Origin of the sequence: Microbacterium esteraromaticum (assembly GCF_014084045.1) — a bacterium.
Taxonomy (GTDB): Bacteria; Actinomycetota; Actinomycetes; order Actinomycetales; family Microbacteriaceae; genus Microbacterium; species Microbacterium esteraromaticum_D.
This window is the reverse complement of record NZ_CP043732.1, coordinates 1,086,336-1,111,129: the sequence shown is the minus strand read 5'-3', so window position 1 is coordinate 1,111,129 and position 24,794 is coordinate 1,086,336. Positions and strand designations below refer to the sequence as shown.

The following is a 24,794-nucleotide window of genomic DNA, read 5'->3' as shown; positions in this document are numbered from 1 at the left end:
GACTCCTCCATCTTCACCCCTCGGCGCGCGGCAACCTGAGCAACGCTGTGGCGGAGCGGAGTGCTGCGCACCCGCCATGGGCTCTGCGCACCGGCCAGGGCCCCTGCGCTCACCCGGGAGGACGCCGCCCCTCGACTCCTCGCCGCCTCCTGACGATCCGCAGCTCGCTGGCGAGGATGCCCAGCACCACCAGCATCCCGCCCAGCAGAGCCGCGGCCGGAAGACGCTCGCCCGCGAGTCGGCCGATGGCGGCGGCCCACACCGGCTCCCCTGCGTAGATGATCGTCGCGCGCGTGGGCGAGACCGACTTCTGCGCCCAGTTCATCGTCAGCTGGATCAGGCAGCTCGCGGCTCCCAGGCCCACTCCGGCCGCGACCCACACCCACGAGAAGGCCGGCACGGTCTCGCCGACGAACGGCATCGTCGCGAAGCCGAGCACTCCGGCGGTCACCAGCTGCACCACGGTGATGCGCCCGAGGTCGATGCGGTTCGCGAACGCGCTGATCAGGATGATCTCGCCGACGATCGGCAGCGTGCTGATCAGCGTGGCCGTCTCGCCGATCCCGAGCGAGAAGGTCAGCGCGTCGGGCCCGGCTATCAGCAGCAGGCCGGCGAAGGCGAGCCCGGCGCCGGCGAAGGCGAGTGCCGGTGGGCGCTTGCGGAAGAACAGCCACTGCGCGAACGGCACCATCGGCACGTACAGCGCGGTGAGGAATGCCGAGGTGCTCGAGTCGATGCTCTGCAGCCCGAGGGTCTGCAGACCATAGCCGCCGTAGATCATCGCGCCGATCGCCGCCCCGGCGCCGATGTCGGTCCAGGTCATTCCCCGCAGGGATCGGCGGAAGATCAGGATGCTGATCGCCCCTGCAACGAGAAAGCGCAGACCCACGAAGAACCACGGGTCGGAGTGCTGCATCGCCCAGTGCACGAGCAGGAAGGTGCTGCCCCATACGGCGGTGATGGCGATGAGGGCGAGCTCCTGCGGGCGCAGGCGCATCCAGCGAAGACGGGAGGGCACAGTCGATTCTCCCGCCTTCGACCTGCCGGGATGCGCGCCGCACGGGGCGCCGCACGGAGGGCGCCGCACGGATGTCGGCGGGATCGACGGATGCCGGTCGAAACGGCCCGATTGCGCCGACATCCGTGATCCGTGCCGACGGGTGTGCGGAGTTCCCTGCTCAGCGCGGATCCGCTGGGGGCGGATCCGCGCGACAGCGCAGCGGCGCGAGGCGCAGGCTGAGCGCATGACCGAAGACAAGCCAGTCCCGCAGTTCGGACCCGAGACCCGCCGGGCGCTGTTCCATGAGCGCGTTCTCGTGCTCGACGGCGTTCTCGACGACGACAACGGCACCCTGCTCATGACCCAGATGCTCAGCCTCGCCGCCGAGGACCCGGCGGCCGACATCGCCCTGTGGATACATTCGCCAGGCGGCTCCGTGCCGGCGATGCTCGGCATCCGCGACATCATGCGCACCATCCCCAACGAGGTCGCCACCGTCGCGCTGGGTCTCGCCTGCAGCGCGGGACAGTTCCTGCTCTCCGCAGGCACGAAGGGCAGGCGCCGCGCGCTGGCGCACTCGCGCATCCTGCTGCATCAGGGGTCGGCGGGCATCGGCGGTTCGGCGGTCGAGATCGAGGTGCAGGCCGACGATCTGCGGCACATGCGCGACACGGTGATCGGGCTGATCGCCGATGACACGGGGCAGCCGCGCGAGCGGGTCTTCGAGGACTCGCTGCACGATCACTGGTACACGGCCGAGGAGGCGCGGGAGTACGGCTTCATCGACGGGGTGGTCTCGTCGCTCGCCGATGTGCTCCCGCGTCGGCGCGCGCACGTCGGGCTCGGCGGCGAGGCGCAGGCGGCCGATGCGAGAGGAGAAGGGCGATGAGCGGCTACACGATCCCTAACGTCGTGGCGCAGCACCCGCGCGGCGACCGCATCATGGACGTCTACTCGCATCTGCTGACCGAGCGGATCGTCTACCTGGGCACCGAGGTGGATGCCGGGGTCGCCAACACGATCATCGCGCAGCTGCTGCACCTCGATGCCTCGAGCCCCGACAGCGATGTGCAGTTCTCGATCAACTGCGCCGGCGGAGACCCCAGCGCGGCACTCGCCATCTACGACACCATGCAGCACATCAGGCCCCGGGTCACCACGACGTGCGTCGGGCAGGCGATCGGCGTCGGCGCTCTGCTCGTGGCCGCAGGCGCGCCAGGGCTTCGCTCGGCCCTGCCGCACGCCAGGATCGTGCTGCATCAGCCGGCCGCGCAGACCCGCGGTGCCGTTCCCGACCTGATCCTCGCGGCCGACGAGGTGGTGCGGGTGCGCTCCGAGATGGAGCAGGTGCTGGCCCTGCACACCGCCAGAGCCGTCGAGGCGCTGCGCGCCGACACTGACCGCGACCGGGTGTTCACCGCCCGCGCGGCAGTCGAGTACGGGCTGATCGATCACGTGCTCGAACCGCGCTAGCCGCAGCACGGCCGCACGACCCGGGTCAGGAGGCGAGAGCGAAGGCCCCCTGGCCCGCCGGGCGCTGCGGGGTCGACGGGCGCTGCGAGGTGGCCGGGCGCAGCCCGTCGGCGACGGCACTGGTCAGCTCCAGCAGCGAGGCGTCGAGTGCTCCGGCGACCGCGGCGATCATCTCGCTCGACGGCTCTTTTAGCCCGCGTTCCATCTCGGAGAGGTACTGCGGCGAGACGCCGGCGGCATCGGCCGTCTCGGTCAGGGTGTCGCCGCGCTCGTGACGGCGGCGGCGAAGCTCGGCACCCAGCAGTTCGCGCCAGAGCGGCTCCGGCGCGCGTGGCGTGCGGGTCGAGGGGAACGGGACGATCTCTGCCATGCCTCACGGTAGGCACCGTCGCCCGACGCGCTCCAGAGGTTCCGCTCAGAGCAGAAACCCCGCGGGCGGCGCAGACCCCGGTGGCAGGGCTCGCATAGACGTCGCGGCGTAGACTGGACGGGTCACCGATCTGAGGACTGTCATGCCCGCTGCATCCGCCTCGCGCGCCGCGCGTCCCGCCACCGGGCGCCCTTTCACCGCGCGCACCGTGCAGCTGGGGCGCGCCCTGATGGCGGCCGTGGCCGCGCTCATGATCACGTTCTCGCCCGACCACTCCGCGGCCGTCGGGCTGTCGGTGTTCGGCGGATTCGCGATCGTCACCTCGCTCGTGTTCATCGTCGCCGCGATCGTCGTCCACCCCGCAGGGCAGCGCTGGCCCTCGGTGCTGATGGGCGCCATCACGCTGGTGCTCGGCATGGCCGGCAGCATCCCCGCCTGGCGGTCCGACGTGCTGTTCTTCGTGCTCATCGTCGCCTGGGCCGCGTCGACGGGCCTCGTCGAGCTGATCTGGGGCATCCGGTCGCGCGGCACGGAAGGCGCACGCGATGCGATCACGGTCGGCGCGCTGGGGCTGCTGCTCGCAGTGCTGCTGCTGGTCGTCCCGGTCGGCTTCGTGCAGGACTACGCCGTCGAGGGACACGCCTTCTCGCTCACCGGCATCATCATCGGCGTCGGACTGTTCGGCGGGTATGCCGCCATCGTGGCGGTGTTCCTGGGAATCGCGGGACTCGCGCCCGCGCCGAAGGGCGCCGAGACGACTGCCGGGGCCGACCGCCTGGCCGACCACGGAGGAGAGGCATGACCGACCACAAGCCGACGCGCAACGAGATCCTGCGCCCGCTGCACCTCGTGGGCATCGCCCTGGCCGCCGGCATCTTCGCGACCGTCGTGACTCTCGTCTCGACCGGCGCGTTCACCACGCGCGTGAACCTCTCGATCGCCAAGGGCACCTATGAGGGCCTCACCCCGCTGGGTCTGGGGCTCGTCATCGGCGGTGCATCGTTCATCGTCACCCTGCTGGGCCTCGCGATGCTGATGCTCGCCGTCGATCCCGCAGACGTCACGAAGACGATCGACCGGCCGGTGCTGCTCGACCGCGATGAGCCGGACGCAGGGACCGAGGCGGCCCCGCCGCGCGATGACCGCCGCGACGCCGGCGACGCGCCCGCCCCATCATCATCCTGACTCCGGCCTCATCCCTCCGGCAGCGTGAGCTGCAGCAGACGGTCGTCGCCGGCACCCGGTGATCCGCGACCATCGGTGTTGTTCGTCAGCACCCAGAACGTGTCGTCGGGCCCGGCGATGACATCGCGCAGCCGGCCGAACTCCCCGGTGTACACGGGCCAGGGCTCTATGCTCGGCGCCGCCGTGTCGTACAGCCAGAGCCGCTGACCCCTGAGCCCTGCCACGTAGACGACGTCGTCGATCACCGCGATCCCACTGGGGCTCGCCTCGTCGGGGGTCCACACCGCGACCGGGTCGATCGCGTCGTCGACACGGGCGAAGCCCTCGTGGTCGGGCCAGCCGTAGTCGCCGCCGGCCTCGATGCGGTTCAGCTCGTCCCACGTGTTCTGGCCGAACTCGCTCGCCCAGAGCGTGCCGTCGTCGGTCCACGCCAGGCCCTGCACGTTGCGGTGGCCGATGCTGTACACCGGGCTTCCGAAGGGGTTCCCGCGGGCGGGCTCCCCCTCCGGCGTCACCCGCAGGATCTTCCCGCCGAGGAAGTCGCGGTCGCGGGCCCGGTCGCGCTGGCCGGCGTCGCCGGTGGCGATGTAGAGCATCCCGTCCGGTCCGAAGGCGATGCGCCCGCCGTCATGGTTGCTCGCGCGCGGAATGCCCTCGATCACCACCTCGCTCGCACCGACGTCGAGGGCGAGTGAGCCTGGTTCGCCGACGAGAGGCATCCGCACCACGCGGTTGTCGTCCTCGGCGCCGTGATACGCGTACAGCCAGCTCGCCCCGCCGTCGTCGAGCACGGCGAGGCCGTGCAGCCCTGATTCGCCCCCCGAGACGACGCCGGGCACCACGCCGGCCTCCCGCAGGTCGCCGGATGCCGTCAGCTCGAGCACCTCGCCGCCGTCCCGCTGCGAGATCAGCGCCCCGCCGGAGTCGAGCCGCACCACAGACCACGGCGCCTTCAATCCGGTCGCGAGAGCGATCGGCTCGGCATTCGCCGTGCCGGTGGGGTCGGTGGCCTGCGGCGTCGGGATGCCCGGACCCGTGCATCCCGAGACCAGGAGGGCGCTCACGAGCACCGCGGGGGCGACGATCCGTCTCATTGCGCTGCTCCTGTCGATGGTGTGCCCTCAAGCATCCGCCACTTCCCGGCGCCGATCCAGCGGGTCACGGGAATACTTCGGCGCGCGCGGGGCTTGGCCATGTCATGACCGTCTCCGTCGACCGCGCCTCCGTCGGCCTGCGGTCGGAGCGAGGTCCGGTGCTCGGGGCGCTCATGCTCGCCACGGGGCTCATCGCGATCGACACCACGATCCTCGCCACCGCGGTGCCCACGATCGTGCGCGACCTCGGCGACTATCAGCTGTTCCCATGGCTGTTCTCGGTCTACCTGCTCGCGCAGGCAGTGAGCGTGCCGATCTACTCGCGCTTCGCCGACACCATCGGCCGCAAGCCGATCATCCTGATCGGCATCGGCCTGTTCCTCGCCGGGTCCGTTCTGTGCGGCTTCGCGTGGAGCATGTTCACCCTCATCCTGTTCCGCATCGTGCAGGGGCTGGGCGCCGGAGCCGTCGGCCCGATGGCGATGACCATCGTCGGCGACATCTACACCGTCGCCGAGCGAGCCAAGGTGCAGGGCTACATGGCGAGCGTCTGGGCGATCTCCTCGGTGGTCGGGCCCTCGCTCGGGGGCGTCTTCGCCCAGCTGGACGCGTGGCGGTGGATCTTCTTCGTCAACGTCCCCCTGTGTCTGCTGGCGGGGTGGATGCTGGTGTCGAAGTACCGCGAGCAGGTCGAGGCGCAGCGTCATCGCATCGACTACCTCGGGGCCGCGCTGCTCACGCTCGGACTCACCGGCATCATCCTCGGGCTGCTCGAGGGAGACAGTGCCTGGGACTGGCTCTCGTGGCAGAGCGCGCTCTGCTTCGGCGGCGGTGCGCTGCTGCTGGTCGCCTTCGCGTTCGTCGAGAGGCGGGCATCCGAGCCGATCATCGACTTCGGGCTGATCACCAGGCGGCTGATCCTCACCTGCACTGCGGTCGCCTTCGGCGTCGGGGCGCTGACGATCGGCGTGACCAGCTTCGGGCCGGCCTACCTCGAGGGCGCCGGCGGCGCGATCCCGCTGGTCTCCGGACTCGCGGTCGCCGCGATGAGCATGGGGTGGCCGCTCGCGGCATCCTTCGTCGGCAGGCTGTACCTGCGGATCGGGTTCCGGCGCACCGCGCTGATCGGCCTGTCGATCACGACGATCGCGGCGGCGGTGCTCGCGATCATCGCCCCCTGGCCCCACCCGCTGCTGTTCGCGGTGGTCGCGTTCGTGCTGGGATTCGGTCTCGGATGGACTGCCGCGCCGACGCTGATCGGCGCGCAGGCGGCCGTCGGCTGGAGTGAGCGCGGAGCCGTCACCGGCATGAACGGCTTCGCCCGCTCGGCCGGCAGCGCGGTCGGCGTGGCCGTGCTCGGCGCCATCTCGAACTCGCTTCTCGATGCCGGTGACGGCGCGGGCGACCCCGCCACGGTGGTCTGGGCGTCGACGTGGGTGTTCGTCGGTGCCGCGGTCTTCGCCGCGCTGACGCTTCTCGCCGCGATGCTCATGCCCCGTGACGACGTGCCGGACCCGGACTCGGTGTAGCCGGGCGCGGTGCAGCCGGGCGCGGCGCAGTCGGGCTCATCGCGCGGCCGCGGCGCCCGTGGTCGCTCAGCGCGCGAGGCGCTCGGCGATGCCGGTGTACGTCGCCGGGGTCAGAGCCAGAAGACGCTGCTTCGCGGCGTCGCCGATCTCGAGCTTCTCGACGAACTCCGCCAGCTCCGCGGCGCCCACGCGGTGCCCGCGGGTGAGCTCCTTGAGCAGCGCGTACGGGTCGCTGATCGTCGAGCGGCCGGCCACGACCTCGGCGCGGATCACGGTCTGGATCGCCTCGGCCAGCACCTCCCAGTTCTGGTCGAGGTCGTCGAGCAGCACGTCGCGGCGCAGCGAGATCGCGTTCAGCCCGCGGCGCAGATTGTCGAGCGCGAGCAGCGAGTGCCCGAACGCGACGCCGATGTTGCGCTGCGTGGTCGAATCGGTGAGGTCGCGCTGCAGGCGAGAGGTGACGAGCGTCTGCGACAGCGAGTTCAGCAGCGCACCGGACAGCTCGAGGTTCGCCTCGGCGTTCTCGAACCGGATCGGGTTGATCTTGTGCGGCATCGTCGACGAGCCCGTCGCGCCGGCGACGGGGATCTGCGCGAAGTAGCCGAGCGAGATGTAGGTCCAGACATCGGTGGCGAGGTTGTGCAGGATGCCGCCGGCGTGACGCACGCGGTCGTACAGCTCGACCTGCCAGTCGTGCGACTCGATCTGCGTGGTGAGGACGTTGAAGCCGAGACCCATGCCCTCGATGTACTCGCGGGCGATGGTCGGCCAGTCGGCGTCGGGGTCGGCCGACAGGTGCGCCGACCAGGTGCCGGTGGCGCCCGAGAACTTGGCGAGGTAGTCGGATGCCGCGATCTGGCCGCGCACGCGCTCGAGGCGCCACGCGAACACCGCGAGCTCCTTGCCCATGGTCGACGGCGTCGCCGGCTGGCCGTGCGTGCGCGACAGCATCGCGGCGTCGGCGTGCTCGACGGCGAGCTCGCGGAGCTTGGCGATCACCAGGTCGAGGGCGGGCAGCCAGACCTCTTCGACGGCGCGCTTCACGGTGAGCGCGTACGAGGCGGAGTTGATGTCCTCGCTGGTGCAGGCGAAGTGCGTGAGCTCGGCGACGGCGTCCAGCCCCAGCGTCGCAAGACGATCGCGCACCAGGTACTCGATGGCCTTCACATCGTGCTGCGTGACGGCCTCCTTCTCGGCCAGCCAGTCGATCTCGGCCTGACCGAAGTCGCGGTACAGCGCACGCAGGCGCTCCTTGTCGGCATCCGCCAGCGGCGACGTCTCGAACAGCGACCGATCGGTGAGCGCGATCAGCCACTCGACCTCGACCTCGACGCGGGCGCGGTTGAGCCCGGCCTCGGAGAGGTAGTCGGCGAGACCGGAGACGGCGGCCTGGTAGCGACCGTCGAGCGGGCTGAGCGGCTGGGTCGGGAGCGAGGGCAGAGAAGTCAGGGCAGGTCCTCCTGCTCAGGGTCCCGCGTCACGCGGGACGGCGATGGGATGCCCGCACAGCCGGTTCGAGCTGCGCGAAGAGGCCGCGGGTGGCGGTCTCAATCATACCGAGCACCGAATCGAACATCGCGGGGCCGGCGTAGTACGGGTCGGGCACATCCATGCTCGACGCGTTCGGGTCGTAGGCGCGAAGCAGGGTGACCTTGCCCTCGTCGTCCTCGGTGCGAGCCCATGCTCGCAGGATGCGCTCGTGGGTGCGGTCGAGGGCGATGATCAGGTCGTTGTCGGCGAAGGACGCCGCGCTGAACTGCTTCGCGCGGTGCAGCGACCCGTCGAGCCCGCGCCGGGTGAGTGCGTCGAGGGTGCGCTCGTCGGCGCGCTCGCCCACGTGCCAGTCGCCGGTGCCGGCGCTGCGCGAGACCACGCGCGCGCCGAGTCCGTGCTGCTCCGAGAGTGCACGCAGCACCACTTCGGCCATCGGAGAGCGGCAGATGTTGCCCGTGCAGACGAAGATGACGCGGAAGGGATCCGGGTCGGTCATTGCTCCATTCTGCCCGCATCCACTTCCGTCCCCAATCGCTCTTCGCGTCGAGTTGTGCACATCGGGCGGGAATCCGGTGAGCAGGGATGCCCGTGCGCCCGCACCCTGGAGGCATGCTCGCCACCCTTCACCCCGGCGCTCCCTCAGCCGACGAGGTCGCCGCGCTGCTCGTCGGCGTGCGTCAGCTCGACGACGCGATCGACACCCTCACGCAGGTGCGGATCGAACTGGGGCGCCTGGTCGCCGACTCGCACTGGCGCTCGGATGCCGTCGACATGCTGCGCGCATCACTGATCGAGAGAGCGGCCGATGTCAGCGAGCGCTGCGCCGCTGTCGAAGGTCATCGCGACGTGTGCCTGCGAGGCGTCGCGTGAGCGGCGAGCTCGAGATCACGAGCGGCGGGGCGATATCGGTCGACCCCGAGCAGATGCGCGCCGTGGCCGATCGCATGTCGGCGGTGGCGGCTCGACTGGCCGACGCGGGTGAGAGCATCCGTCGCGCGCATCACGTGCTGTCGTCGACCTGGAGTGCGACCAGCCGCGTCGATCTGCCTGCCCTGTGGGCGGGCGCACAGGCGATCTCAGACGGGAGCGATGAACTGGCGTCGGACGCCGTGGGCACGGGCATCATGGCCGATGCGTTCGAGCTGGCCGACCTGCGATCCAGGCAGGAGATGCTCGCGATCAGGCGCCCCGCAGAGGCGGATCGACTGCAGGAGCGCATCGATGAGCTGGTGGCGTCGTATCCCGAGCTCGACGCCATGGCGATCTCGATCGCGGCGGGGTGGGGCAGGCGATCGCAGGAGGGGATGTTCGATCAGCCGCTGGATGCGCTCGCGCTGGGGGCGATGAGGCTCTCGGCTCTCCTGCCCATGCGGCTGTTTACCCGGATGCTGGGCGACGCGACCGCTGCGGCCGGCTCGGTCCCCCCGGGGAGGTCCGTCGCGGGCGGGGCCCCGCCCGTCGCAGTGACGGAGGTGTCGCGGTCGAGCGTCGGCGGGTCGGCGACGACACTGACGCAGCTGGTGCAGCGTCTGCCCGGCGGTGAGGCGCAGGTCGCCGTCGAGAAGCGCACCCACGGCGATGGCTCGGTCTCGTTCGTCGCCTACATCGATGGCACGCGCGACCTCGGCAGCGGGGGAGAGGACCCGTGGGACATGGGCTCGAACTGGGACCTGTACGCCGCGGGTGAGCAGAGCGCGGCATATGCGGCGACCCTCGAGGCCCTCAGACAGTCCGGCGCCGAGCCGGGAGCACGAGTGGACGTGGTCGGATACTCGCAGGGCGCAGCGATCGCCGGAGCGATCGCCATGAGCGGGGTCTACGAGAACTCGCGAGTGATGATCGTCGGCAGTCCGACGGTGCCCGCTCTCGACGCGGACCAGATGCTGATCCGCGTGTTCCACACCGACGATCCGGTCGGGGCCGGCCTCAGCGGAGGCGGCCCGGCCGGCGCCACCGGCGCTGCCGAGAGCGTCACCATCTCGCGCGAATACGCCACCCGGGCAGAGCTCACCTCAGTGCAGTCCCACTTCCGCGACGCCTATGACCAGACTCTCGATCTGGCCGACGAGTCGGGGGACACTCGCATCGTCGCACTGCGAGCGGGCCTCGAGGCCGAGGCCCACGACATCGTCTCGGTCGAGCGCGTCGAGTACCGGGCGACCCGGCCGTGAGGCGAGCGCCTCACGAGTCAGCTGCGCTTCTTGCTCTTCTGCGGCCGCAGCAGGGCGCCGAAGATCGCGTTGATGATCGAGATGAGGAAGGCGGCGACGACACCCCACCAGAACGACTCGACGGTGAGGCCCCAGCCGAATCCGCTGGTGACCCACGCGGTGATCCACAGCAGCAGGCCGTTCACGATGAACGAGATGAGCCCGAGCGTGAGGATGTAGAGCGGGAAGGCGACGACGCGGATCACCGTGCCGATGATCGAGTTCACCAGCGCGAACACCGCACCGACCGCGAGGAAGGTCAGGGCGACCTGCAGGTCGCCGCCCGGCTCGAATGGCCGGATGCCGACCCCGAGCAACGGCAGGAGTGTGACGACCCAGATGGCGAACGCGTTGATGACGACACGGATGAGGAATCGCATCTGCTGATCCTGTCACGCCCTGATGCGCATCGCGAGCATGAGCACCGCGCTCCTAGACTGATCCCGTGACTGAGCCGATCCTGCCCCGCATCCGCCCCGAGATCGCCGCCCTGCCGCCGTACCGCCAGGGCAAGCAGGCCGGCCCAGACGCGTTCAAGCTCTCCAGCAACGAGAACCCGTTCGAGCCCCTCCCGTCGGTGGTCGAGGCGCTGCAGCGCACCACCCCGGTCAACCGCTACCCCGACGCGTCGGCGGCAGCGCTCCGCGCGCGCCTCGGCGAGAAGTACGGCGTCTCCGCCGACGCCGTGCACGTGGCATCCGGAAGCGTCGCGATCCTGCACCAGCTCGTGCTCGCGACCTCATCGGTCGGCGACGAGGTCGTCTTCGCCTGGCGCTCGTTCGAGGCGTATCCGAGCCTTCCGCTGGTCGCCGGGGCGACCGCGGTGCAGGTTCCGCTAACCTCCGGCGCCCGCCACGATCTCGATGCGATGGCGGATGCCGTCACCGACCGCACCCGCGTGATCATCGTCTGCACCCCGAACAACCCCACCGGCCCCATCATCACGAGCGCCGAGTTCGCGGCGTTCGTCGAGAAGGTTCCGCAGGACGTGCTGATCGTGCTCGACGAGGCGTACGCCGAGTTCGTCACCGATCCCGACGCCGTCGACGGCCTCGCCGAGCGGGTGTTCGAGCGGCACCCGAACGTGGTGGTGCTGCGCACCTTCTCGAAGGCCTACGGCCTGGCAGGACTGCGCGTCGGCTATGCGATCGGCGACCCGAGGGTGCTCGACGCGGCCCGCACGACCGCGATCCCCCTGTCGGTGACCTCGGCCGCCGAGCGCGCCGCGATCGCCAGCCTCGACGCCGAGGGCGAGCTGCTCGAGCGCGTCGCGGTGATCGTCGAGCGTCGCGACCGGCTGGCCGAAGGGCTGCGTGAACTGGGATGGAAGGTGCCCGACGCGCAGGGCAACTTCGTGTGGCTGCGCACCAAGGAGCGCACCGACGAGGCGGCCGCCGCCTTCGACGCCGCCGACCTGATCGTGCGCCCCTTCTCGGGCGACGGCATCCGCATCTCGGTCGGCGAGGAGCAGTCGATCGACCGCGTGCTCGCGGTCGCCAGGTCGCTGCTCTGACGCGAGCTCAGACGCGAAAAGTCCAGGTTCCGGGCACTTAGTAGGGGCCCCTAGGTATGCGTGACGTGGCATGCCGGCGTGGGTAGCGTGGGTCGGGTGACCCCGATCGAAGCCCCTCTCGTTCGCGTCCTCGCCGACGACGGCAGCTACGCACCATCGGCCGACGCCGAGCGGTACCTGCCCCTCATCGACGCGCTGACCGACGCCGAACTCGAGCAGTTCTACCGAGACATGGTCGTCATCCGCGCGATCGACACCCAGGCCACCAACCTGCAGCGTCAGGGCCAGCTCGCCCTGTGGCCGCCGAGCCGCGGGCAGGAGGCCGCGCAGGTCGGATCCGCCCGTGCCGCACGCGCGCACGACACGCTGTTCCCGTCGTACCGCGAGCATGTGGTGACGCGCATCCGCGGAGTCGACCCGCTCGACATCATCCGGGTCATGCGGGGCACGTCGCACGGCGGGTGGAACCCCGCCGATGCCAGGAACGGAAACACCCGCATCTACACGCTGGTGCTCGGCTCGCAGACCCTGCACGCGGCGGGCTACGCGATGGGTCTCTCCTTCGACGGCCGCACCGGAACCGGCGATGTCGAGCGTGACGAGGCGGTCGTCGTGTACTACGGCGACGGCGCTTCCAGCCAGGGCGACGTGCACGAGGCGATGGTCTTCGCCGCCAGCTACGACGCCCCCGTGCTGTTCTTCCTGCAGAACAACCACTGGGCCATCTCCGTTCCCGTCGAGACCCAGTCGAAGGTGCCTCTGGTGGGCCGTGGCGCCGGGTACGGCATCCCGTCGGTGCGCGTCGACGGCAACGACGTGCTCGCCAGCTACGCGGTCTCGCGCACCCTGCTCGACGAGGCGCGCAGCGGGCTCGGCCCGCGCGCCATCGAGGCGGTCACCTACCGGATGGGGGCGCACACCACCAGCGACGACCCCACGAAGTACCGCGGCTCCGACGAGGAGCAGCGCTGGGCGCAGCGCGATCCGATCGCCCGCATGCGCGCGTTCCTCGAGGGGCGGGGCGCGTCTGCATCCGTCTTCGACGATGTCGATGCCGAGGCCGCGGACGCCGCAGAAGACCTGCGCGCCCGCGCGGTCACCCTCACCTCGCCCGAGCGGTCGCTCATCTTCGACCACGTGTACAGCGATCCGCACCCGCTGATGGCCGAGCAGAAGAAGTGGCTGAACGACTACGAGGCCTCGTTCGAAGGGAGCGCGTCATGACCATCGACACGATGCCCATGTCGAAGGCGCTGAACGCCGGCCTTCGCAAGGCGATGGAAGACGACCCGCGCGTGCTGCTGATGGGCGAGGACATCGGCCGTCTCGGCGGCGTGTTCCGCATCACCGAGCACCTGCAGCGCGACTTCGGAGACCGCCGCGTGCTCGACACCCCGCTCGCCGAGTCCGGCATCGTCGGCACGGCGATCGGCCTCGCCATGGCCGGCTTCCGTCCGGTCATCGAGATCCAGTTCGACGGTTTCGTGTTCCCCGCCTTCGACCAGATCACCACGCAGCTGGCCAAGCTGACCAACCGTCACGAGGGCGCCCTCTCGATGCCCGTCGTCATCCGCATCCCCTACGGCGGGCACATCGGCGCCGTCGAGCACCACCAGGAGAGCCCCGAGGCGTACTTCACGCACACGCCGGGTCTGCGGGTCGTCTCGCCGTCGACGCCGAACGACGCGTACTGGATGATCCAGGAGGCGATCCGCTCGAACGACCCCGTGATCTTCCTCGAGCCGAAGAGCCGCTACTGGCAGAAGGGCGAGGTCGATCTCGAGGCATCCGCCCTGCCGCTGCACGCATCGCGCATCGTGCGCCGCGGCAGCGACGTCTCGCTCGTCGGTCACGGCGCGATGGTCACCACGCTGCTGCAGGCTGCAGCGCTCGCCGAGGCCGAGGGCACGAGCTGCGAGGTCGTCGACGTACGCTCGCTCTCGCCCGTCGACTACGGGCCGATCCTCGACTCGGTGCGCTCGACAGGCCGCATGGTCTACGCGCAGGAGGCGCCGGGCCACACGAGCGTCGGCAGCGAGATCGCCGCGACCGTCATGGAGCGCGCCTTCTACGCGCTCGAGGCGCCGGTGCTGCGGGTGTCGGGCTTCGACACCCCGTTCCCGCCCGCCAAGCTCGAGGGCACCTATCTGCCAGATGCCGACCGCATCCTCGAAGCGGTCGATCGCTCCCTCGCCTACTGACCTCTTTCCGAAAGGACCGCTCATGGCAACCCAGACGTTCACCCTTCCCGACGTCGGCGAGGGCCTCACTGAAGCCGAGCTCGTCGCCTGGAAGGTCGCTCCGGGCGACACCGTGGCCATAAACGACGTGATCTGCGAGATCGAGACCGCGAAGTCGCTCGTCGAGCTGCCGTCGCCGCACGCGGGTGTCGTCGGCGAGCTTCTGGTGGCCGAGGGAGTGACGGTCGAGGTCGGGTCGCCGATCATCACCTTCGTGGCAGAGGCGGATGCTGCGGGCGCGGCCACCCCGGGCGATGCGGCCGAGCCTCCCGCCACTGACGAGGGCGGCGGCTCGGTGCTCGTCGGCTACGGAACAGGGGGAGGGGCGACCTCGCGCCGCCGCAAGCCGGCCGAGCGGCCGGTGCGCTCGTCGGTGGGCGTGATCGCGAAGCCGCCGATCCGCAAGCTCGCCCGCGACCTGAACGTCGAGCTGACCGAGGTCACGCCGACCGGCGCCGACGGCGAGGTCACCCGCGACGACGTCGTGAAGCACGCCGAGCAGGCGAGCGTGTTCCGCAACATCCAGACTCCCGAGTGGGGCGATGTGCGTGAGGAGAAGCTGCCCGTGCAGCAGGAGGCGCGCTCCGCAGCCGCTGCGCGTCCGCAGCGGGACGACGGGCGCTCCGAGTCGATCCCGGTGAAGGGCGTGCGCAAGGCCACGTCGTCGGCGATGGTGCAGAGCGCCTACTCGGCCCCGCACGTCACGGTCTGGAAGGAGATCGACGCGACCCGCACGATGGAGCTCGTGAAGCGCCTGAAGGCATCGCCCGACTACGCGGACATCCGGGTGTCGCCGCTGCTGATCATGGCGCGCGCGGTGATCTGGGCGGCCAGGCGGACGCCGATGGTGAACGCGGCCTGGGTCGACACCGACTCCGGCGCCGAGATCGTCGTGCGCCACTACGTCAACCTCGGCATCGCCGCCGCCACCCCGCGCGGCCTGCTCGTGCCGAACATCAAGGATGCGCAGGACCTCAGCATGAAGGACCTCGCCCGCGCCCTGAACCGCCTCACCGTCACGGCCCGCGAGGGCAGGACCACCCCCGCCGACCAGCAGGGCGGCACCATCACGATCACGAACATCGGCGTGTTCGGCATGGACGCGGGCACCCCGATCATCAACCCCGGCGAGGCAGGCATCGTCGCCATGGGCACGATCGCGCAGAAGCCGTGGGTCGTCGACGGCGACGTGCGTCCCCGCTGGGTCACGACGGTGTCGGGCTCATTCGACCACCGTGTGATCGACGGCGACGGCATGAGCCGCTTCATCGCCGACGTCGCGTCGATCCTCGAGGAGCCCGCGCTGCTCGTCGACTGACGGCTCGCCGACATCGGAAGGAGCGCCATGAGCGCAGGATCCATCGCGTGGACCCAGGGCCGCTGGACGCATGAGCCGATCGCGGCCGTCGAGGACGGCGCAGACCTCGTGGTGACCGCCGCCGAGGGCAGCGACGCCTGGCGCATCACCTCATACGGATTCGTGCACGCCAGCGAGCACGCACTGCTCGCTCCCTTCACGCAGGACACCGCCGTCGAGGTCGAGTTCACCGCCGCGTTCTCGCAGCAGTTCGATCAGGCCGGGGTGTTCGTGCGCATCGACGACGAGCACTGGGTAAAGGCGGGCGTGGAGTACGCCGACGGACAGCCGCAGGTGGGTGCCGTGGTCACCGACGGCAGGTCGGACTGGTCGGTCGCTCCGGTGCCCGAATGGCTGGACCGCCGCGTGCTCGTGCGGGTCAGCCGGTCGGGCGACGCGCTCACCGTCCGGGCGGCCGTCGACGGCGGCGAGCTGCGGCTGGTGCGGGTGGTGCCGTTTCCGCCCGAGGCTCGGGCCGAGGCTGGCCCGCTCATCTGCGCCCCCACCCGCCCCGGGCTGGCCGTCCGGTTCCACGCCTGGCGCACCACGGCTGCCGACGCCGCGCTGCACTGACTGCATCGCGGACACAGGAGCGGCCCGCTCAGAGCGGCTCAGCGTGGGTCGTGGGAGGGGTTCGACAGGTCCAGAAGGTCGTGCTCGTCGCGCTTGAGCCAGGTAGCGGCCTTCGGCACGTGCCGCTCGATTCGCGCCTCGTGGCGCGCCTGGCGCAGCGCATGGACGATCGCGAACCGGATGATCGCGTACAGCACACCGGCGAAAGCGAGAATCGAGAGGATCCACCCGGCGATCGGCAGCAGGTACATGGTGATCCTCATTCCGTCGTCTTCCGGGCTCTGCGACCCACGGCTCGCACGACAGTGTAACCATGCGCGGGGCCTGTGCTGCCGTCTTCACTCTCCCGGCGAGAGTCACGTACCGTGGTCAGGATGAGCGAAGTCCACTCCCTCGACACGCACGACGACCTCGACACGCACGACGACGCCGCCTGGTGGCGCCAGGCCGCCGTCTACCAGATCTACCCCCGCAGCTTCGCCGACGCCACCGGTGACGGGATCGGCGACGTCGCAGGCATCCTGTCCCGCGTCGACTACCTGGCCGAGCTGGGCATCGATGCCGTATGGCTGAGCCCCTTCTACCCGTCGGCGCTCGCCGATGGAGGGTACGACGTCGACGACTACCGCGACGTCGACCCCCGGCTGGGCACCCTCGACGACTTCGACGCGATGGTGGACGCGCTCCACGAGCGCGGGATCAAGGTGATCATCGACATCGTGCCCAATCACACCTCGAACCGGCACGAGTGGTTCCAGGAGGCGCTCGCCGCAGGCCGCGGATCGGCTGCGCGCGACCGGTACATCTTCCGCGAGGGCACCGGTCCCGACGGCTCGCAGCCGCCGACCGACTGGGTGTCGGTCTTCGGCGGTCCGGCGTGGGAGCGCGTCGACGACGGCCAGTGGTACTTCCACAACTTCGCCACCGAGCAGCCCGACCTCAACTGGGACAACCCCGAGGTGCGCGAGGACTTCCTCACGACCCTGCGGTTCTGGTCGGACCGCGGCGTCGACGGGTTCCGCATCGACGTGGCCCATATGCTCACGAAGGATCTCAGCGAGCCGCTGCCCAGCAGCGCCGAGCTCGCCCTGCTGCCGCAGGACGGCACGCACCCGCTCATCGACCGCGACGAGGTTCACGAGATCTACGCCGAGTGGCGCACGGTGTTCGACTCGTACGACCCGCCGCGCACGGCCGTGGCCGAGGCATGGGTGTCGACTCCGGAGCGGCGGGCGAAGTACGCCTCGGCCGAGGGCCTCGGACAGGCGTTCAACTTCGATCTGCTCGTCGCCGACTTCGACGCGGCCGAGTTCCGGCGCATCATCGCCGACAACCTCGCGCAGGCCACGCTGAGCGGCTCGTCGACCACCTGGGTGCTCTCGAACCACGACGTCACCAGGCACGCGACACGGTACGGGCTGCCCGCCCTCGACGGCCGTGCCGTCAAGCAGGGTGTCGAATGGGTCAGGGCGGGCGGTCCCGCCGCCGACCTCGATCGCGAGCAGGGCCGCCGGCGCGCAGAGGCCGCGACGATGCTGCTGCTGGGTCTTCCCGGCAGCACCTACCTGTACCAGGGCGAGGAACTGGGGCTGCACGAGGTCGCCGAGATCACGCCGGAGCAGCGCCAGGACCCCGCGTTCTTCCGTGGCGCGGAGTTCGACGGATTCGGACGCGACGGATGCCGTGTTCCGCTGCCATGGAGCGCGGACGGCTCGTCGTTCGGCTTCGGCGCAGACGGCGCGCACCTGCCGCAGCCCGCCTGGTTCGCCGACTACGCGGTGGACGTGGAGGCCGCGGATCCGGCATCCACCCTCTCTCTGTACCGGAAGGCGCTGCGGCTGCGCCGCAGCCTGCAGACCGACGAGCGGCTGGAATGGCGCGAGACCGACCGCGACGACGTGCTGCGCTTCGCGCGTCCGAACGGATGGCAGGTGGTGACCAACTTCGGCACCGAGCCGTTCGACCTCGGTTCAGACGCGGATGCCGTGGTGCTGACCACACAGCCCCTGCGCGACGGCGTGCTGCCTGGCGAGGCGACCGCCTGGCTCCGGGCCTGAGACCCGCCGAAAGATCAGAAACGCGCCTCCGACGACGTTCGGAGGTGCGTTTCTGATCTCTGCAGCGGGCTCGGTCAGACCGAGCGGCCGCCGAGGGGAGCCTTCGTGGCGTGGACGCCGCCGTTCGACTCGAACGATACGGCGAGCACCGGCGACGCCTTCGTGCCCTCGAGGCTGGTGCCGCTCCCCGTGGCTACCGTGCGTGCGCCGAAGCGCACCTCGGTGCGCCCTGCTGGCACCTGCTTCTCGGCGCTGCCCACCACCTGCGTTCCGTCCCAGAGGAAGACGCGCACGGTACCGGCGCGCGGCGATTGCAGCGCCACCGTGACGACGCCCGCTGAGATCGATGACTTCAGCACCTTGAGCTCGTGGCTCGTCGGGGAGAACCCACCGAGCGGCACGTTGTCGCTCGCTGACTGCAGGATCGACTGCGGCGACGACACCGAACGCGCTGCGGTGTCTGGCAGAGTCGGCTCCTTCGGACGGCTTCCCGCATCCTGGATGCCATCAAGGGTGATGATGCCCCAGCGCCACGGGTCGGCTCGCATTCCGGGGAAGGTCGACCAGCCGACGCGCCGCTGTGCTGCCTTGTTCTGCGTGTCGGAGTCGTTGATGACGACGTTGAACCCCACGTGCTCGGGGTCGAGATTGTCGGGAAGGACGGAGAACGGGATCCTCACCTCCATGTCGTACCCGGTGTACTCGGCCTCGGTAGGGGCCATCTTGACCTCGACCTGCATGCCGGGGGCCGTGACTGACGCTTCACCCTGCCAGTTGTCGCGGTCACGGCCGACACCGGGGGCACCCGTCATCGAGTCCATCGAGGGCATGATGCCCGCGATGAAGGTCTGCGCGGTGTTGCCGGCAATGCCCCGAGGGTCGATGTAGATCTCCACCGAGTCCGTGCGCCGCTGGCGCTTGTTGTCGCTTCCCGGCAGGATCGTGCCGCGCACGTCGTCGACGACCGAAAGGAACAGGTAGAAGTTCGCGTCGTCGTGGGTGATCCACGTCTGCGCGCTGATCGACGCAGTGGTGCCGCCCATGGGCGAGCCGTCCCAGATGGTGTCGACCGGGATCGGCTCACCGGGGTATTCGCCGTCTCGGCGGATGCCGTCGATGACCGGTGCGGTGGAGGCTCGCTGCACGGCGTAGGTCGGCACCAGGTTCATGGTGACGGCCCGCTCGGCCGTTCCTGCCTCGCTCGTCGCCGAGACGGTCACCGGCCAGCTGCCCTTGTTGGGAGCGCGGTTGGCGGTGGGGATGGTCGTGTCGGTGTTCGTCACCTCGAAGGCGACCGTCGTGGTCTTGCCCGCCGCCAGCCCTGAGTACGACTTCTGGGCGGGCGAGGCGGTGAAGCCCGTGGGCAGTGTCAGCGCCACCGCGCCGGAGCGGGTCTGCGACGAGAAGTTCTCGACGACGATCTCGAGGGTGCGTGTGCGTCCCTGCCCGATCGCGAAGAGCTCCGGCACGAGGACGTCGAGGTGCTTCATGCCGAGACCAGCGGTCCACGAGCGGAACTCCTGGATCTCATCGAGGGGGCGGATGGTCGCCTCGACGGCACCGGCGACGCGCAGCTGCGCGAATGTCGTGCCGCTGGCCCCGCCCGCCGAGAGCGTGGCGTCGACCCGTACCTGCGTCCCGGGCGCATCGCCCGATCCGGCGGTCACCTGGAACGTGGCGGTGTGAGAGCGGCCGCGATTCAGCGCCGGCACGTCGACGGCGCCGCCGGCAGACCAGCCGTCTGGCACGGTCAGGCTCAGCCGTCCGGCCGCGAGTCGCGACGCAGGCGGAGCGGTGACGGTCACCTGCACGGTGCTCTTCTCGCCCGCGACGACCTCGAAGCGGGCGGGCCGCACATCGATGAGCGTGCCGAGCGGCAGACCTCCGTCGATCGGCAGGGCGGCTCCGCGCAGGGCGGCGTCGCCGCCGGAGCGGGGGTCTGTGAGGGGTGAGCGGGAGTGGATCACGGTGAACCAGGAGTTGGAGATCTTCGCCGGGTCAGTCGGACCGGCGGCGAACTCCGCCCACCCCTGGGTCACGTAGGCCCAGCGGGCGAGGTCGAGCATCTCCGACCAGCGCTTGCCGTGCCGGGCGCTGGGGGTTCCGTTCCAGCATCCGAAAACGACGTCGGATGCCACGGTCGGGGTGAATCCGGCGGCGACCCCGCCCTCACCGGTCGCCCCGGAGCCGTTCGCCCCCGAGCGGAGGATGCGGCGCGGCTGCCAGGGCTCGAATCCCTCGTCGAAGTGCTCGGGGTACCGGTCGGGGTCGCCGGCCGCCAGGTATGCCTCGACGGCGAACATCGCCGCCTGCTGGTGGTTGCCGTGGTTGCCCTCGACGGCGGAGGGGTTCATCGTGACGATCACGTCGGGCCGGGTCGCCCGTACGACGCGCACGATCCGGTTCAGCACCGCTGCGCCGTCCCAGACCTGGTACGAGAGCGGAGCACTGGCGGTGTAGTAGAAGTCGAGGCCATCGAGATTGAAGATGTTCGTGATGCCTGCGTAGCCGACGGCCTTGCGCTCTTCGGCTTCGCGCAGCATCCCGAGTGGCGGACCCTCCTCGAGGCCGACGGCGTTGCCGCCGCCTTCGCCGCGGGTCACCGTGATGACCCCGGCCTTCATGCCCTGGTACTCGTTCCACTGCCCGAAGACGCCGAGATTGCCTGCCTCGTCGTCGGGGTGGGCGCCGATGAAGAGGACGTTCAGCTTCGTGGACTCGCGGGGTGCGCTCGCGAGAGCCTGCTCTGCGGGCGTGAGGCCGCTGAGGTGCGCGCCCGTGACGGCAGCGGCGATCCCGAGGGCGCCGCCGGCACGGAACAGCCCCCTGCGGGTCAGTGTGTAGTCGGAGAGGGTATGACGATCGTCCATCTTTGGACCAGCCTTCCGCCCGGGCACACGTCGATGTCGCGCTCCGGGCCGTCGATGAGAGGGAGGAGGGTTACTTTATTTCTGTGCAGAAATAAGTACTGCACCCATTCCACTCGCCTGGGGACAGGCCGTCAACGTCGGAAAATAAGTGCGCGTTCCGGTCAGTCGCTGCCGCGCGCCAGCAGCACGGCACCGCGCAGCGATGCGTCCGCGGCGAAGCGCGACAGCACGATCTCGGGCGCGTAGGGAAGCGCCGTCCTCACACGAGCCGACACAGGGTCCAGGAGCGCGCTCCCGGCCCGTGTCATCCCGCCGCCGATGGCGATCCGCGAGGGATCGACGGTCAGCGCCGCGGTGATCAGGTGCCTCGCGATCTCGTCGAGTGCCTCCCGCCACATCCTCGCAGCCGCCTCTGACGAACCGGCGGCTGCGACCAGCTGCGCGACGTCATCGGCGGCGACGTCGTCGGCCATCGCGATGCGCCGCTCGAGACCGCTGCCCCCGCGTACTCCTCGAGCGTCGGCGTGGAGGCATCCCACCGCCGCACGCACCCCACGATGCCGTAGCCCACCTCGCCCGCAGCCCCGTGCGCACCGCGCAGCGGCCGCCCGTCGATCACCGGCGAGATCGCGATGCCGGTGCCGAGGTTCACATACAGACCCACCGGCACGGTGCGCAGCGCGCCCTCGCGGCACTCCGCAAGGGCTGCCGCCTTGACGTCGTTCTCGATCGCGACGGTCACCGAGCCGAACTCGGCGCGCAGGCGCTCGCCGAGGTCGAGGTCCGACCAGCCATCGACATTGGGCGCGAGCTCGACGCGATCGTCGAACACGATCCCAGGCGTCGAGACGCCGACCGAGGCGACGTCGCCGACCCGGTCGATCAGGCGCCTCGACGCCTCGAAAGTGCGATCGAGGACAGCGTCTGCCGGCTCCCCCCGTCCGATCCGCAGACGCTCCTCCTCCGCGCGACCTTCGTCGCCTTCGACTCGCAGCGCGACCTTCGTGCCGCCGAAGTCGATGCCGAGGACGTTCATGCGCACACCCTCCGCCGGCGTCACGCGCCGAGGGCGGCGGTCGCCGCGACCAGCTCGTCGGCCACTGCGTCGAGGTGAGCGCGGACGTCGTCCCGCCACTGCCGGAACTCCTCCGCGGTCTGCTGGCGCGCGTGCGCCATCCTGGCCACCTCGCGGGGAGCGGCGCCTCCCGTGGAGGTGCGCACCGCGACGAAGTTGTCGGCGTCGAGCGCGCGCGCGAAGTCCTCGGGCGTGAGCGACACGTCCCTGCCGGCGACCTCGGTGACGACCTCGTGCACCCGTTGCGGGTCGATCGTGCGCACGTCGACAACGCCGGCGGCATCCGCCTCGCGCACGATCCGCGACACCACGGTGTGCGCCTGCGTGAACGTGAGTCCGCCGTCGCGCACCAGCGTGTCGGCCAGCTCGGTCGCATTGGCGAACGAGGAGAGGGCGCGCTCACGCATGACGTCGGTGTTCACCTGGATGGTTCCCAGCACCCCGCTCAGCAGGTGCAGCACGTCGGTGAGAGTCTCGACCGCGCGCCATGCGTACGGCTGCAGATCGTCCTCGGTGTCGACGATGTCGCCGAACGGCGTGTTGTGCATCATCGTCAGCACGGTCGCCGCGCTGGCCGACGCCGCAGAGAGCAGCGACCGGGAGTGCTCGATCGACACGGGGTTGCGCTTCTGGGGCATGATCGATGAGATCTGCACGTACGGGGCGGCAACCCGGTACAGCCCGAACTCGGCGGTGCACCACGTGAGGAAGTCGACGCAGCTGCGTCCGGTGTCGATCGCCATCAGCTGCAGTGCGACTGCGGAGTGCGCGATGTAGTCGGTCGCGGCAACGGCATCGTAGGAGTTCTCGACCAGGCCGCGGAAGCCGAGCAGCCGCGCCATGTGGTCGCGATCGATCGCGAACCCGGTGCCGGTAAGGGCGGCCCCGCCCATGGGGGAGTAGTCCAGGCTCTCGTACGCCTGCTGGACGCGGCGGATATCGCGGCCGAGCACATCGGCGATGGCCAGGAATCGGTGACCGAGGATCGAGGGCTGCGCGGGCTGGGTATGGGTGTGTTCGAGCGACAGCGTCGAGGAGTGCTCGGTTCCCAGGCGCACCAGCGTCTCGTAGAGTTCGCCGGCCGCATCCAGCACCTGCAGCAGCTGGCGCCGCATCACCATGCGATACAGGGTCATGCCCATGTCGTTGCGGCTGCGGGCGGTGTGCAGACTCCCCGTGACCTCGCCTCCGATGCGCATCATCTCGTGCTCGACCGTGAAGAAGAGGTCCTCGAACTGCCCGGTGTACTCGCTGGCCGCGAGGGCTTCCAGATCGAGGCCGTCGATCGAGCGGGCGATGGTCGCGGCGTCGGCGTCGTTCAGGATCCCGGCGCCGTGCAGCATGATCAGATGCGCGCGGTGGATCTGGATCATCGACGGCAGCAGCATCCGCTTCGCCTGGTCGTACGCGGGGCGCAGCACCGCGGTGGTGTAGCTCTCGCCCGGGAACGTCTCTCCATCGCGCTGGATGATCTCGTCACGGTTCATTGCTTCTTCTTTCAGTGGTGTGGCGGGGGATGCGGGTCGTGGCGGACGTGGTCAGAGCGCAGTGGCGGTGGCCTCCCTGGCCTCCATCCGACGCGTGACGATCAGCACGCCGAGCACGAGCAGGACCTGGATCATGCCGTACACCGATCCGGTGCCGATGTTGCCCTGGTAGTTCTCGTTGTTGATGGCGATCGACAGAGGCACCCACGCCGGGGTGTAGATGAGGATGCTGGCGACGAACTCGCCCACGCCATCGACGAACGCCAGCAGTGCGCCCGCCATGATGCCGCGGGAGATCAGCGGCAGCACGACGCGACGGAACGCGTACCACCAGGTTGCTCCGAGGCTGCGCGCCGCATCCTCGAGGTTCGGATCGAGCTGTGAGAACGACGCGAAGGTCGATCGGAAGATCAGCGGGTTGAACCGCACGAAGTAGGCCAGCGGAAGGATGGCGAACGTCCCCACGAGCACCTGCCCGAAGGCGAAGGGCGATGGGCTCGAGAATGCGGTGATCAGGTTGATCGCGACGACCGTGCCCGGCAGCGCCCAGGGCAGCATGATCGCGATGTCGAGGGCGAGCTTGCCCCGGAACTGCAGGCGGCTCATGACGTAGGCCGCTCCGGCGCCGAGGATCATCGCGCCGCCGACGGCGATCACGCTCATCAGCAGCGAGTTCGTGACAGGTCGCCAGAACTCCGCGCCGCTGAACAGCTGAGCCCACCACTCCAGGGTGTAGCCGTTGGGCAGCACGCTCTGCAGCCAACCGCCCTTGGCGGTGAACGACAGCACCGCGATCATCACGATCGGCAGCACGAGGAACAGCGTGGTCGGCGCGGCGATGACGAGCAGCAGCACCTTCACCGGGGTGGAGGTGACTGTGGAGCGCTTGCGCCCGCCGCCCTTGGACTGGGTGCGGTACACCTTGCGCTGCTCGTACGAGCGGATGATCGCCAGGAAGACGATGGAGATGATGGCGAGCGCCGTCGAGATGATCGATGCCAGGCGCATGTCGCCGTTGGTCTTGGCGATCACGATCTGCTGCGTCATGACGTCGGTGTACTGGAACAGCAGCGGAGCCGTGTATGACGACATCGCCGACATGAACGTGATGAGCGAGCCCGCGACGAGTGCCGGGGTGAGCATCGGCAGGATCACCGTGGCCCAGATGCGGGCCTTGCCCGCGCCCATCGAGGCCGCGGCCTCCTCGAGGGAGGCATCCGAGTTCGCGAGCGCGGCTGAGACGGTGAGGAAGAAGTAGGGGTACATC

25 protein-coding genes are annotated in these 24,794 nt (G+C 70.0%); 13 read left to right on the top strand and 12 right to left on the bottom strand.

Annotated features, from left to right (window positions below; all coding sequences use genetic code 11):
• Positions 1-109: 109 nt before the first annotated feature.
• Positions 110-1,018, bottom strand: a complete 909-nt coding sequence (locus FVO59_RS05355) for a DMT family transporter (RefSeq protein WP_259363460.1) — start codon at positions 1,016-1,018, stop codon at positions 110-112.
• 226 nt (positions 1,019-1,244) lie between these two features.
• Between FVO59_RS05355 and FVO59_RS05350 the strand changes: the two genes are divergently transcribed.
• Both FVO59_RS05350 and FVO59_RS05345 read left to right on the top strand, forming a co-directional pair.
• A complete protein-coding gene (locus FVO59_RS05350) occupies positions 1,245-1,889 on the top strand; it encodes a ClpP family protease (RefSeq protein ID WP_182255410.1) in 645 nt (214 codons plus the stop codon).
• On the top strand, positions 1,886-2,473 hold the full coding sequence (locus tag FVO59_RS05345) for a ClpP family protease (RefSeq protein ID WP_182255408.1): 588 nt from the start codon (positions 1,886-1,888) through the stop codon (positions 2,471-2,473). Before FVO59_RS05350 ends, FVO59_RS05345 begins: the two co-directional genes overlap by 4 nt.
• Before the next feature lie 25 nt (positions 2,474-2,498).
• On the opposite strand, the gene FVO59_RS05340 is transcribed toward FVO59_RS05345, so the two are convergent.
• Positions 2,499-2,843: a helix-turn-helix domain-containing protein gene (locus FVO59_RS05340; RefSeq protein WP_182255406.1), complete on the bottom strand. Its 345-nt coding sequence runs from the start codon at positions 2,841-2,843 to the stop codon at positions 2,499-2,501.
• A 142-nt stretch (positions 2,844-2,985) separates the two neighbouring features.
• Here FVO59_RS05340 and FVO59_RS05335 point away from each other — a divergent pair, with 142 nt between their 5' ends.
• Together FVO59_RS05335 and FVO59_RS05330 are read left to right on the top strand one after the other, a co-directional pair.
• Positions 2,986-3,645: an acyl-CoA synthetase gene (locus tag FVO59_RS05335; protein ID WP_182255404.1), complete on the top strand. Its 660-nt coding sequence runs from the start codon at positions 2,986-2,988 to the stop codon at positions 3,643-3,645.
• Positions 3,642-4,028 (top strand): hypothetical protein, encoded by a 387-nt coding sequence (locus tag FVO59_RS05330; RefSeq protein WP_259363459.1) that lies wholly within the window; start codon positions 3,642-3,644, stop codon positions 4,026-4,028. Before FVO59_RS05335 ends, FVO59_RS05330 begins: the two co-directional genes overlap by 4 nt.
• 8 nt (positions 4,029-4,036) lie before the next feature.
• Here FVO59_RS05330 and FVO59_RS05325 read toward each other — a convergent pair whose 3' ends face one another.
• A complete protein-coding gene (locus FVO59_RS05325; RefSeq protein WP_182255402.1) occupies positions 4,037-5,122 on the bottom strand; it encodes a PQQ-dependent sugar dehydrogenase in 1,086 nt (361 codons plus the stop codon).
• Positions 5,123-5,226: 104 nt separating this feature from the next.
• Between FVO59_RS05325 and FVO59_RS05320 the strand changes: the two genes are divergently transcribed.
• Positions 5,227-6,651, top strand: a complete 1,425-nt coding sequence (locus FVO59_RS05320) for an MFS transporter (RefSeq protein WP_182255400.1) — start codon at positions 5,227-5,229, stop codon at positions 6,649-6,651.
• A 66-nt stretch (positions 6,652-6,717) separates the two neighbouring features.
• On the opposite strand, the gene purB is transcribed toward FVO59_RS05320, so the two are convergent.
• Positions 6,718-8,091 carry an adenylosuccinate lyase gene (purB, locus tag FVO59_RS05315; protein ID WP_182256527.1) on the bottom strand — a complete coding sequence of 458 codons (1,374 nt, stop codon included), beginning with the start codon at positions 8,089-8,091 and terminating at the stop codon, positions 6,718-6,720.
• Between the two features lie 37 nt (positions 8,092-8,128).
• The gene (locus FVO59_RS05310) at positions 8,129-8,641 is read right to left on the bottom strand and encodes a low molecular weight protein-tyrosine-phosphatase (RefSeq protein ID WP_182255398.1); all 513 of its coding nucleotides are present in this window, start codon (positions 8,639-8,641) and stop codon (positions 8,129-8,131) included.
• Between the two features lie 113 nt (positions 8,642-8,754).
• Between FVO59_RS05310 and FVO59_RS05305 the strand changes: the two genes are divergently transcribed.
• Together FVO59_RS05305 and FVO59_RS05300 are read left to right on the top strand one after the other, a co-directional pair.
• Positions 8,755-9,015 (top strand): hypothetical protein, encoded by a 261-nt coding sequence (locus FVO59_RS05305; protein WP_182255396.1) that lies wholly within the window; start codon positions 8,755-8,757, stop codon positions 9,013-9,015.
• A complete protein-coding gene (locus FVO59_RS05300) occupies positions 9,012-10,316 on the top strand; it encodes a WXG100 family type VII secretion target (RefSeq protein ID WP_182255395.1) in 1,305 nt (434 codons plus the stop codon). Before FVO59_RS05305 ends, FVO59_RS05300 begins: the two co-directional genes overlap by 4 nt.
• Before the next feature lie 17 nt (positions 10,317-10,333).
• On the opposite strand, the gene FVO59_RS05295 is transcribed toward FVO59_RS05300, so the two are convergent.
• Complete coding sequence (locus tag FVO59_RS05295; protein WP_182255392.1) at positions 10,334-10,735, bottom strand: phage holin family protein; 402 nt, start codon at positions 10,733-10,735, stop codon at positions 10,334-10,336.
• Between the two features lie 65 nt (positions 10,736-10,800).
• Between FVO59_RS05295 and FVO59_RS05290 the strand changes: the two genes are divergently transcribed.
• The 5 genes from FVO59_RS05290 to FVO59_RS05270 all read left to right on the top strand — a co-directional run bounded on the left by FVO59_RS05290 (position 10,801) and on the right by FVO59_RS05270 (position 16,038).
• Positions 10,801-11,868 (top strand): histidinol-phosphate transaminase, encoded by a 1,068-nt coding sequence (locus FVO59_RS05290; RefSeq protein ID WP_182255390.1) that lies wholly within the window; start codon positions 10,801-10,803, stop codon positions 11,866-11,868.
• Positions 11,869-11,964: 96 nt separating this feature from the next.
• The gene (locus tag FVO59_RS05285) at positions 11,965-13,092 is read left to right on the top strand and encodes a thiamine pyrophosphate-dependent enzyme (RefSeq protein WP_182255388.1); all 1,128 of its coding nucleotides are present in this window, start codon (positions 11,965-11,967) and stop codon (positions 13,090-13,092) included.
• Positions 13,089-14,069, top strand: a complete 981-nt coding sequence (locus FVO59_RS05280) for an alpha-ketoacid dehydrogenase subunit beta (protein WP_182255385.1) — start codon at positions 13,089-13,091, stop codon at positions 14,067-14,069. Before FVO59_RS05285 ends, FVO59_RS05280 begins: the two co-directional genes overlap by 4 nt.
• 22 nt (positions 14,070-14,091) lie before the next feature.
• The gene (locus tag FVO59_RS05275) at positions 14,092-15,426 is read left to right on the top strand and encodes a dihydrolipoamide acetyltransferase family protein (RefSeq protein WP_182255383.1); all 1,335 of its coding nucleotides are present in this window, start codon (positions 14,092-14,094) and stop codon (positions 15,424-15,426) included.
• Between the two features lie 27 nt (positions 15,427-15,453).
• A complete protein-coding gene (locus tag FVO59_RS05270) occupies positions 15,454-16,038 on the top strand; it encodes a DUF1349 domain-containing protein (RefSeq protein ID WP_182255381.1) in 585 nt (194 codons plus the stop codon).
• Between the two features lie 38 nt (positions 16,039-16,076).
• Here the strand turns inward: FVO59_RS05270 and FVO59_RS05265 are convergent, their stop codons facing one another.
• The gene (locus tag FVO59_RS05265) at positions 16,077-16,301 is read right to left on the bottom strand and encodes a hypothetical protein (RefSeq protein ID WP_182255379.1); all 225 of its coding nucleotides are present in this window, start codon (positions 16,299-16,301) and stop codon (positions 16,077-16,079) included.
• A gap of 111 nt (positions 16,302-16,412) precedes the next feature.
• On the opposite strand from FVO59_RS05265, the gene FVO59_RS05260 reads away from it, so the two are divergent.
• The gene (locus FVO59_RS05260) at positions 16,413-18,095 is read left to right on the top strand and encodes a glycoside hydrolase family 13 protein (RefSeq protein ID WP_182255377.1); all 1,683 of its coding nucleotides are present in this window, start codon (positions 16,413-16,415) and stop codon (positions 18,093-18,095) included.
• A 74-nt stretch (positions 18,096-18,169) separates the two neighbouring features.
• On the opposite strand, the gene FVO59_RS05255 is transcribed toward FVO59_RS05260, so the two are convergent.
• The 5 genes from FVO59_RS05255 to FVO59_RS05235 all read right to left on the bottom strand — a co-directional run bounded on the left by FVO59_RS05255 (position 18,170) and on the right by FVO59_RS05235 (position 24,793).
• The gene (locus FVO59_RS05255) at positions 18,170-20,965 is read right to left on the bottom strand and encodes a PIG-L family deacetylase (protein WP_182255375.1); all 2,796 of its coding nucleotides are present in this window, start codon (positions 20,963-20,965) and stop codon (positions 18,170-18,172) included.
• Between the two features lie 161 nt (positions 20,966-21,126).
• Positions 21,127-21,438 (bottom strand): ROK family protein, encoded by a 312-nt coding sequence (locus tag FVO59_RS05250; RefSeq protein WP_182255373.1) that lies wholly within the window; start codon positions 21,436-21,438, stop codon positions 21,127-21,129.
• Positions 21,324-22,001 (bottom strand): ROK family protein, encoded by a 678-nt coding sequence (locus FVO59_RS05245; RefSeq protein ID WP_182255371.1) that lies wholly within the window; start codon positions 21,999-22,001, stop codon positions 21,324-21,326. The genes FVO59_RS05250 and FVO59_RS05245 overlap by 115 nt, the downstream gene beginning before the upstream one ends.
• A gap of 20 nt (positions 22,002-22,021) precedes the next feature.
• The gene (gene argH / locus FVO59_RS05240) at positions 22,022-23,527 is read right to left on the bottom strand and encodes an argininosuccinate lyase (RefSeq protein WP_182255369.1); all 1,506 of its coding nucleotides are present in this window, start codon (positions 23,525-23,527) and stop codon (positions 22,022-22,024) included.
• A 51-nt stretch (positions 23,528-23,578) separates the two neighbouring features.
• The gene (locus tag FVO59_RS05235) at positions 23,579-24,793 is read right to left on the bottom strand and encodes an ABC transporter permease (protein WP_259363520.1); all 1,215 of its coding nucleotides are present in this window, start codon (positions 24,791-24,793) and stop codon (positions 23,579-23,581) included.
• Between the last annotated feature and the right edge of the window lies 1 nt (position 24,794).

What these genes read in the sequence shown, in the direction of transcription:
- FVO59_RS05350 (WP_182255410.1), top strand. Translation starts at nt 1,245, where the DNA reads ATGACCGAAGACAAGCCAGTCCCGCAGTTCGGACCCGAGACCCGCCGG.
- FVO59_RS05345 (WP_182255408.1), top strand. Translation starts at nt 1,886, where the DNA reads ATGAGCGGCTACACGATCCCTAACGTCGTGGCGCAGCACCCGCGCGGC.
- FVO59_RS05340 (WP_182255406.1), bottom strand. Translation starts at nt 2,843, where the DNA reads ATGGCAGAGATCGTCCCGTTCCCCTCGACCCGCACGCCACGCGCGCCG.
- FVO59_RS05335 (WP_182255404.1), top strand. Translation starts at nt 2,986, where the DNA reads ATGCCCGCTGCATCCGCCTCGCGCGCCGCGCGTCCCGCCACCGGGCGC.
- FVO59_RS05330 (WP_259363459.1), top strand. Translation starts at nt 3,642, where the DNA reads ATGACCGACCACAAGCCGACGCGCAACGAGATCCTGCGCCCGCTGCAC.
- FVO59_RS05325 (WP_182255402.1), bottom strand. Translation starts at nt 5,122, where the DNA reads ATGAGACGGATCGTCGCCCCCGCGGTGCTCGTGAGCGCCCTCCTGGTC.
- FVO59_RS05320 (WP_182255400.1), top strand. Translation starts at nt 5,227, where the DNA reads ATGACCGTCTCCGTCGACCGCGCCTCCGTCGGCCTGCGGTCGGAGCGA.
- FVO59_RS05310 (WP_182255398.1), bottom strand. Translation starts at nt 8,641, where the DNA reads ATGACCGACCCGGATCCCTTCCGCGTCATCTTCGTCTGCACGGGCAAC.
- FVO59_RS05305 (WP_182255396.1), top strand. Translation starts at nt 8,755, where the DNA reads ATGCTCGCCACCCTTCACCCCGGCGCTCCCTCAGCCGACGAGGTCGCC.
- FVO59_RS05295 (WP_182255392.1), bottom strand. Translation starts at nt 10,735, where the DNA reads ATGCGATTCCTCATCCGTGTCGTCATCAACGCGTTCGCCATCTGGGTC.
- FVO59_RS05280 (WP_182255385.1), top strand. Translation starts at nt 13,089, where the DNA reads ATGACCATCGACACGATGCCCATGTCGAAGGCGCTGAACGCCGGCCTT.
- FVO59_RS05275 (WP_182255383.1), top strand. Translation starts at nt 14,092, where the DNA reads ATGGCAACCCAGACGTTCACCCTTCCCGACGTCGGCGAGGGCCTCACT.
- FVO59_RS05270 (WP_182255381.1), top strand. Translation starts at nt 15,454, where the DNA reads ATGAGCGCAGGATCCATCGCGTGGACCCAGGGCCGCTGGACGCATGAG.
- FVO59_RS05265 (WP_182255379.1), bottom strand. Translation starts at nt 16,301, where the DNA reads ATGAGGATCACCATGTACCTGCTGCCGATCGCCGGGTGGATCCTCTCG.
- FVO59_RS05260 (WP_182255377.1), top strand. Translation starts at nt 16,413, where the DNA reads ATGAGCGAAGTCCACTCCCTCGACACGCACGACGACCTCGACACGCAC.
- FVO59_RS05255 (WP_182255375.1), bottom strand. Translation starts at nt 20,965, where the DNA reads ATGGACGATCGTCATACCCTCTCCGACTACACACTGACCCGCAGGGGG.
- FVO59_RS05250 (WP_182255373.1), bottom strand. Translation starts at nt 21,438, where the DNA reads ATGGCCGACGACGTCGCCGCCGATGACGTCGCGCAGCTGGTCGCAGCC.
- FVO59_RS05245 (WP_182255371.1), bottom strand. Translation starts at nt 22,001, where the DNA reads ATGAACGTCCTCGGCATCGACTTCGGCGGCACGAAGGTCGCGCTGCGA.
- argH (WP_182255369.1), bottom strand. Translation starts at nt 23,527, where the DNA reads ATGAACCGTGACGAGATCATCCAGCGCGATGGAGAGACGTTCCCGGGC.
- FVO59_RS05235 (WP_259363520.1), bottom strand. Translation starts at nt 24,793, where the DNA reads ATGTACCCCTACTTCTTCCTCACCGTCTCAGCCGCGCTCGCGAACTCG.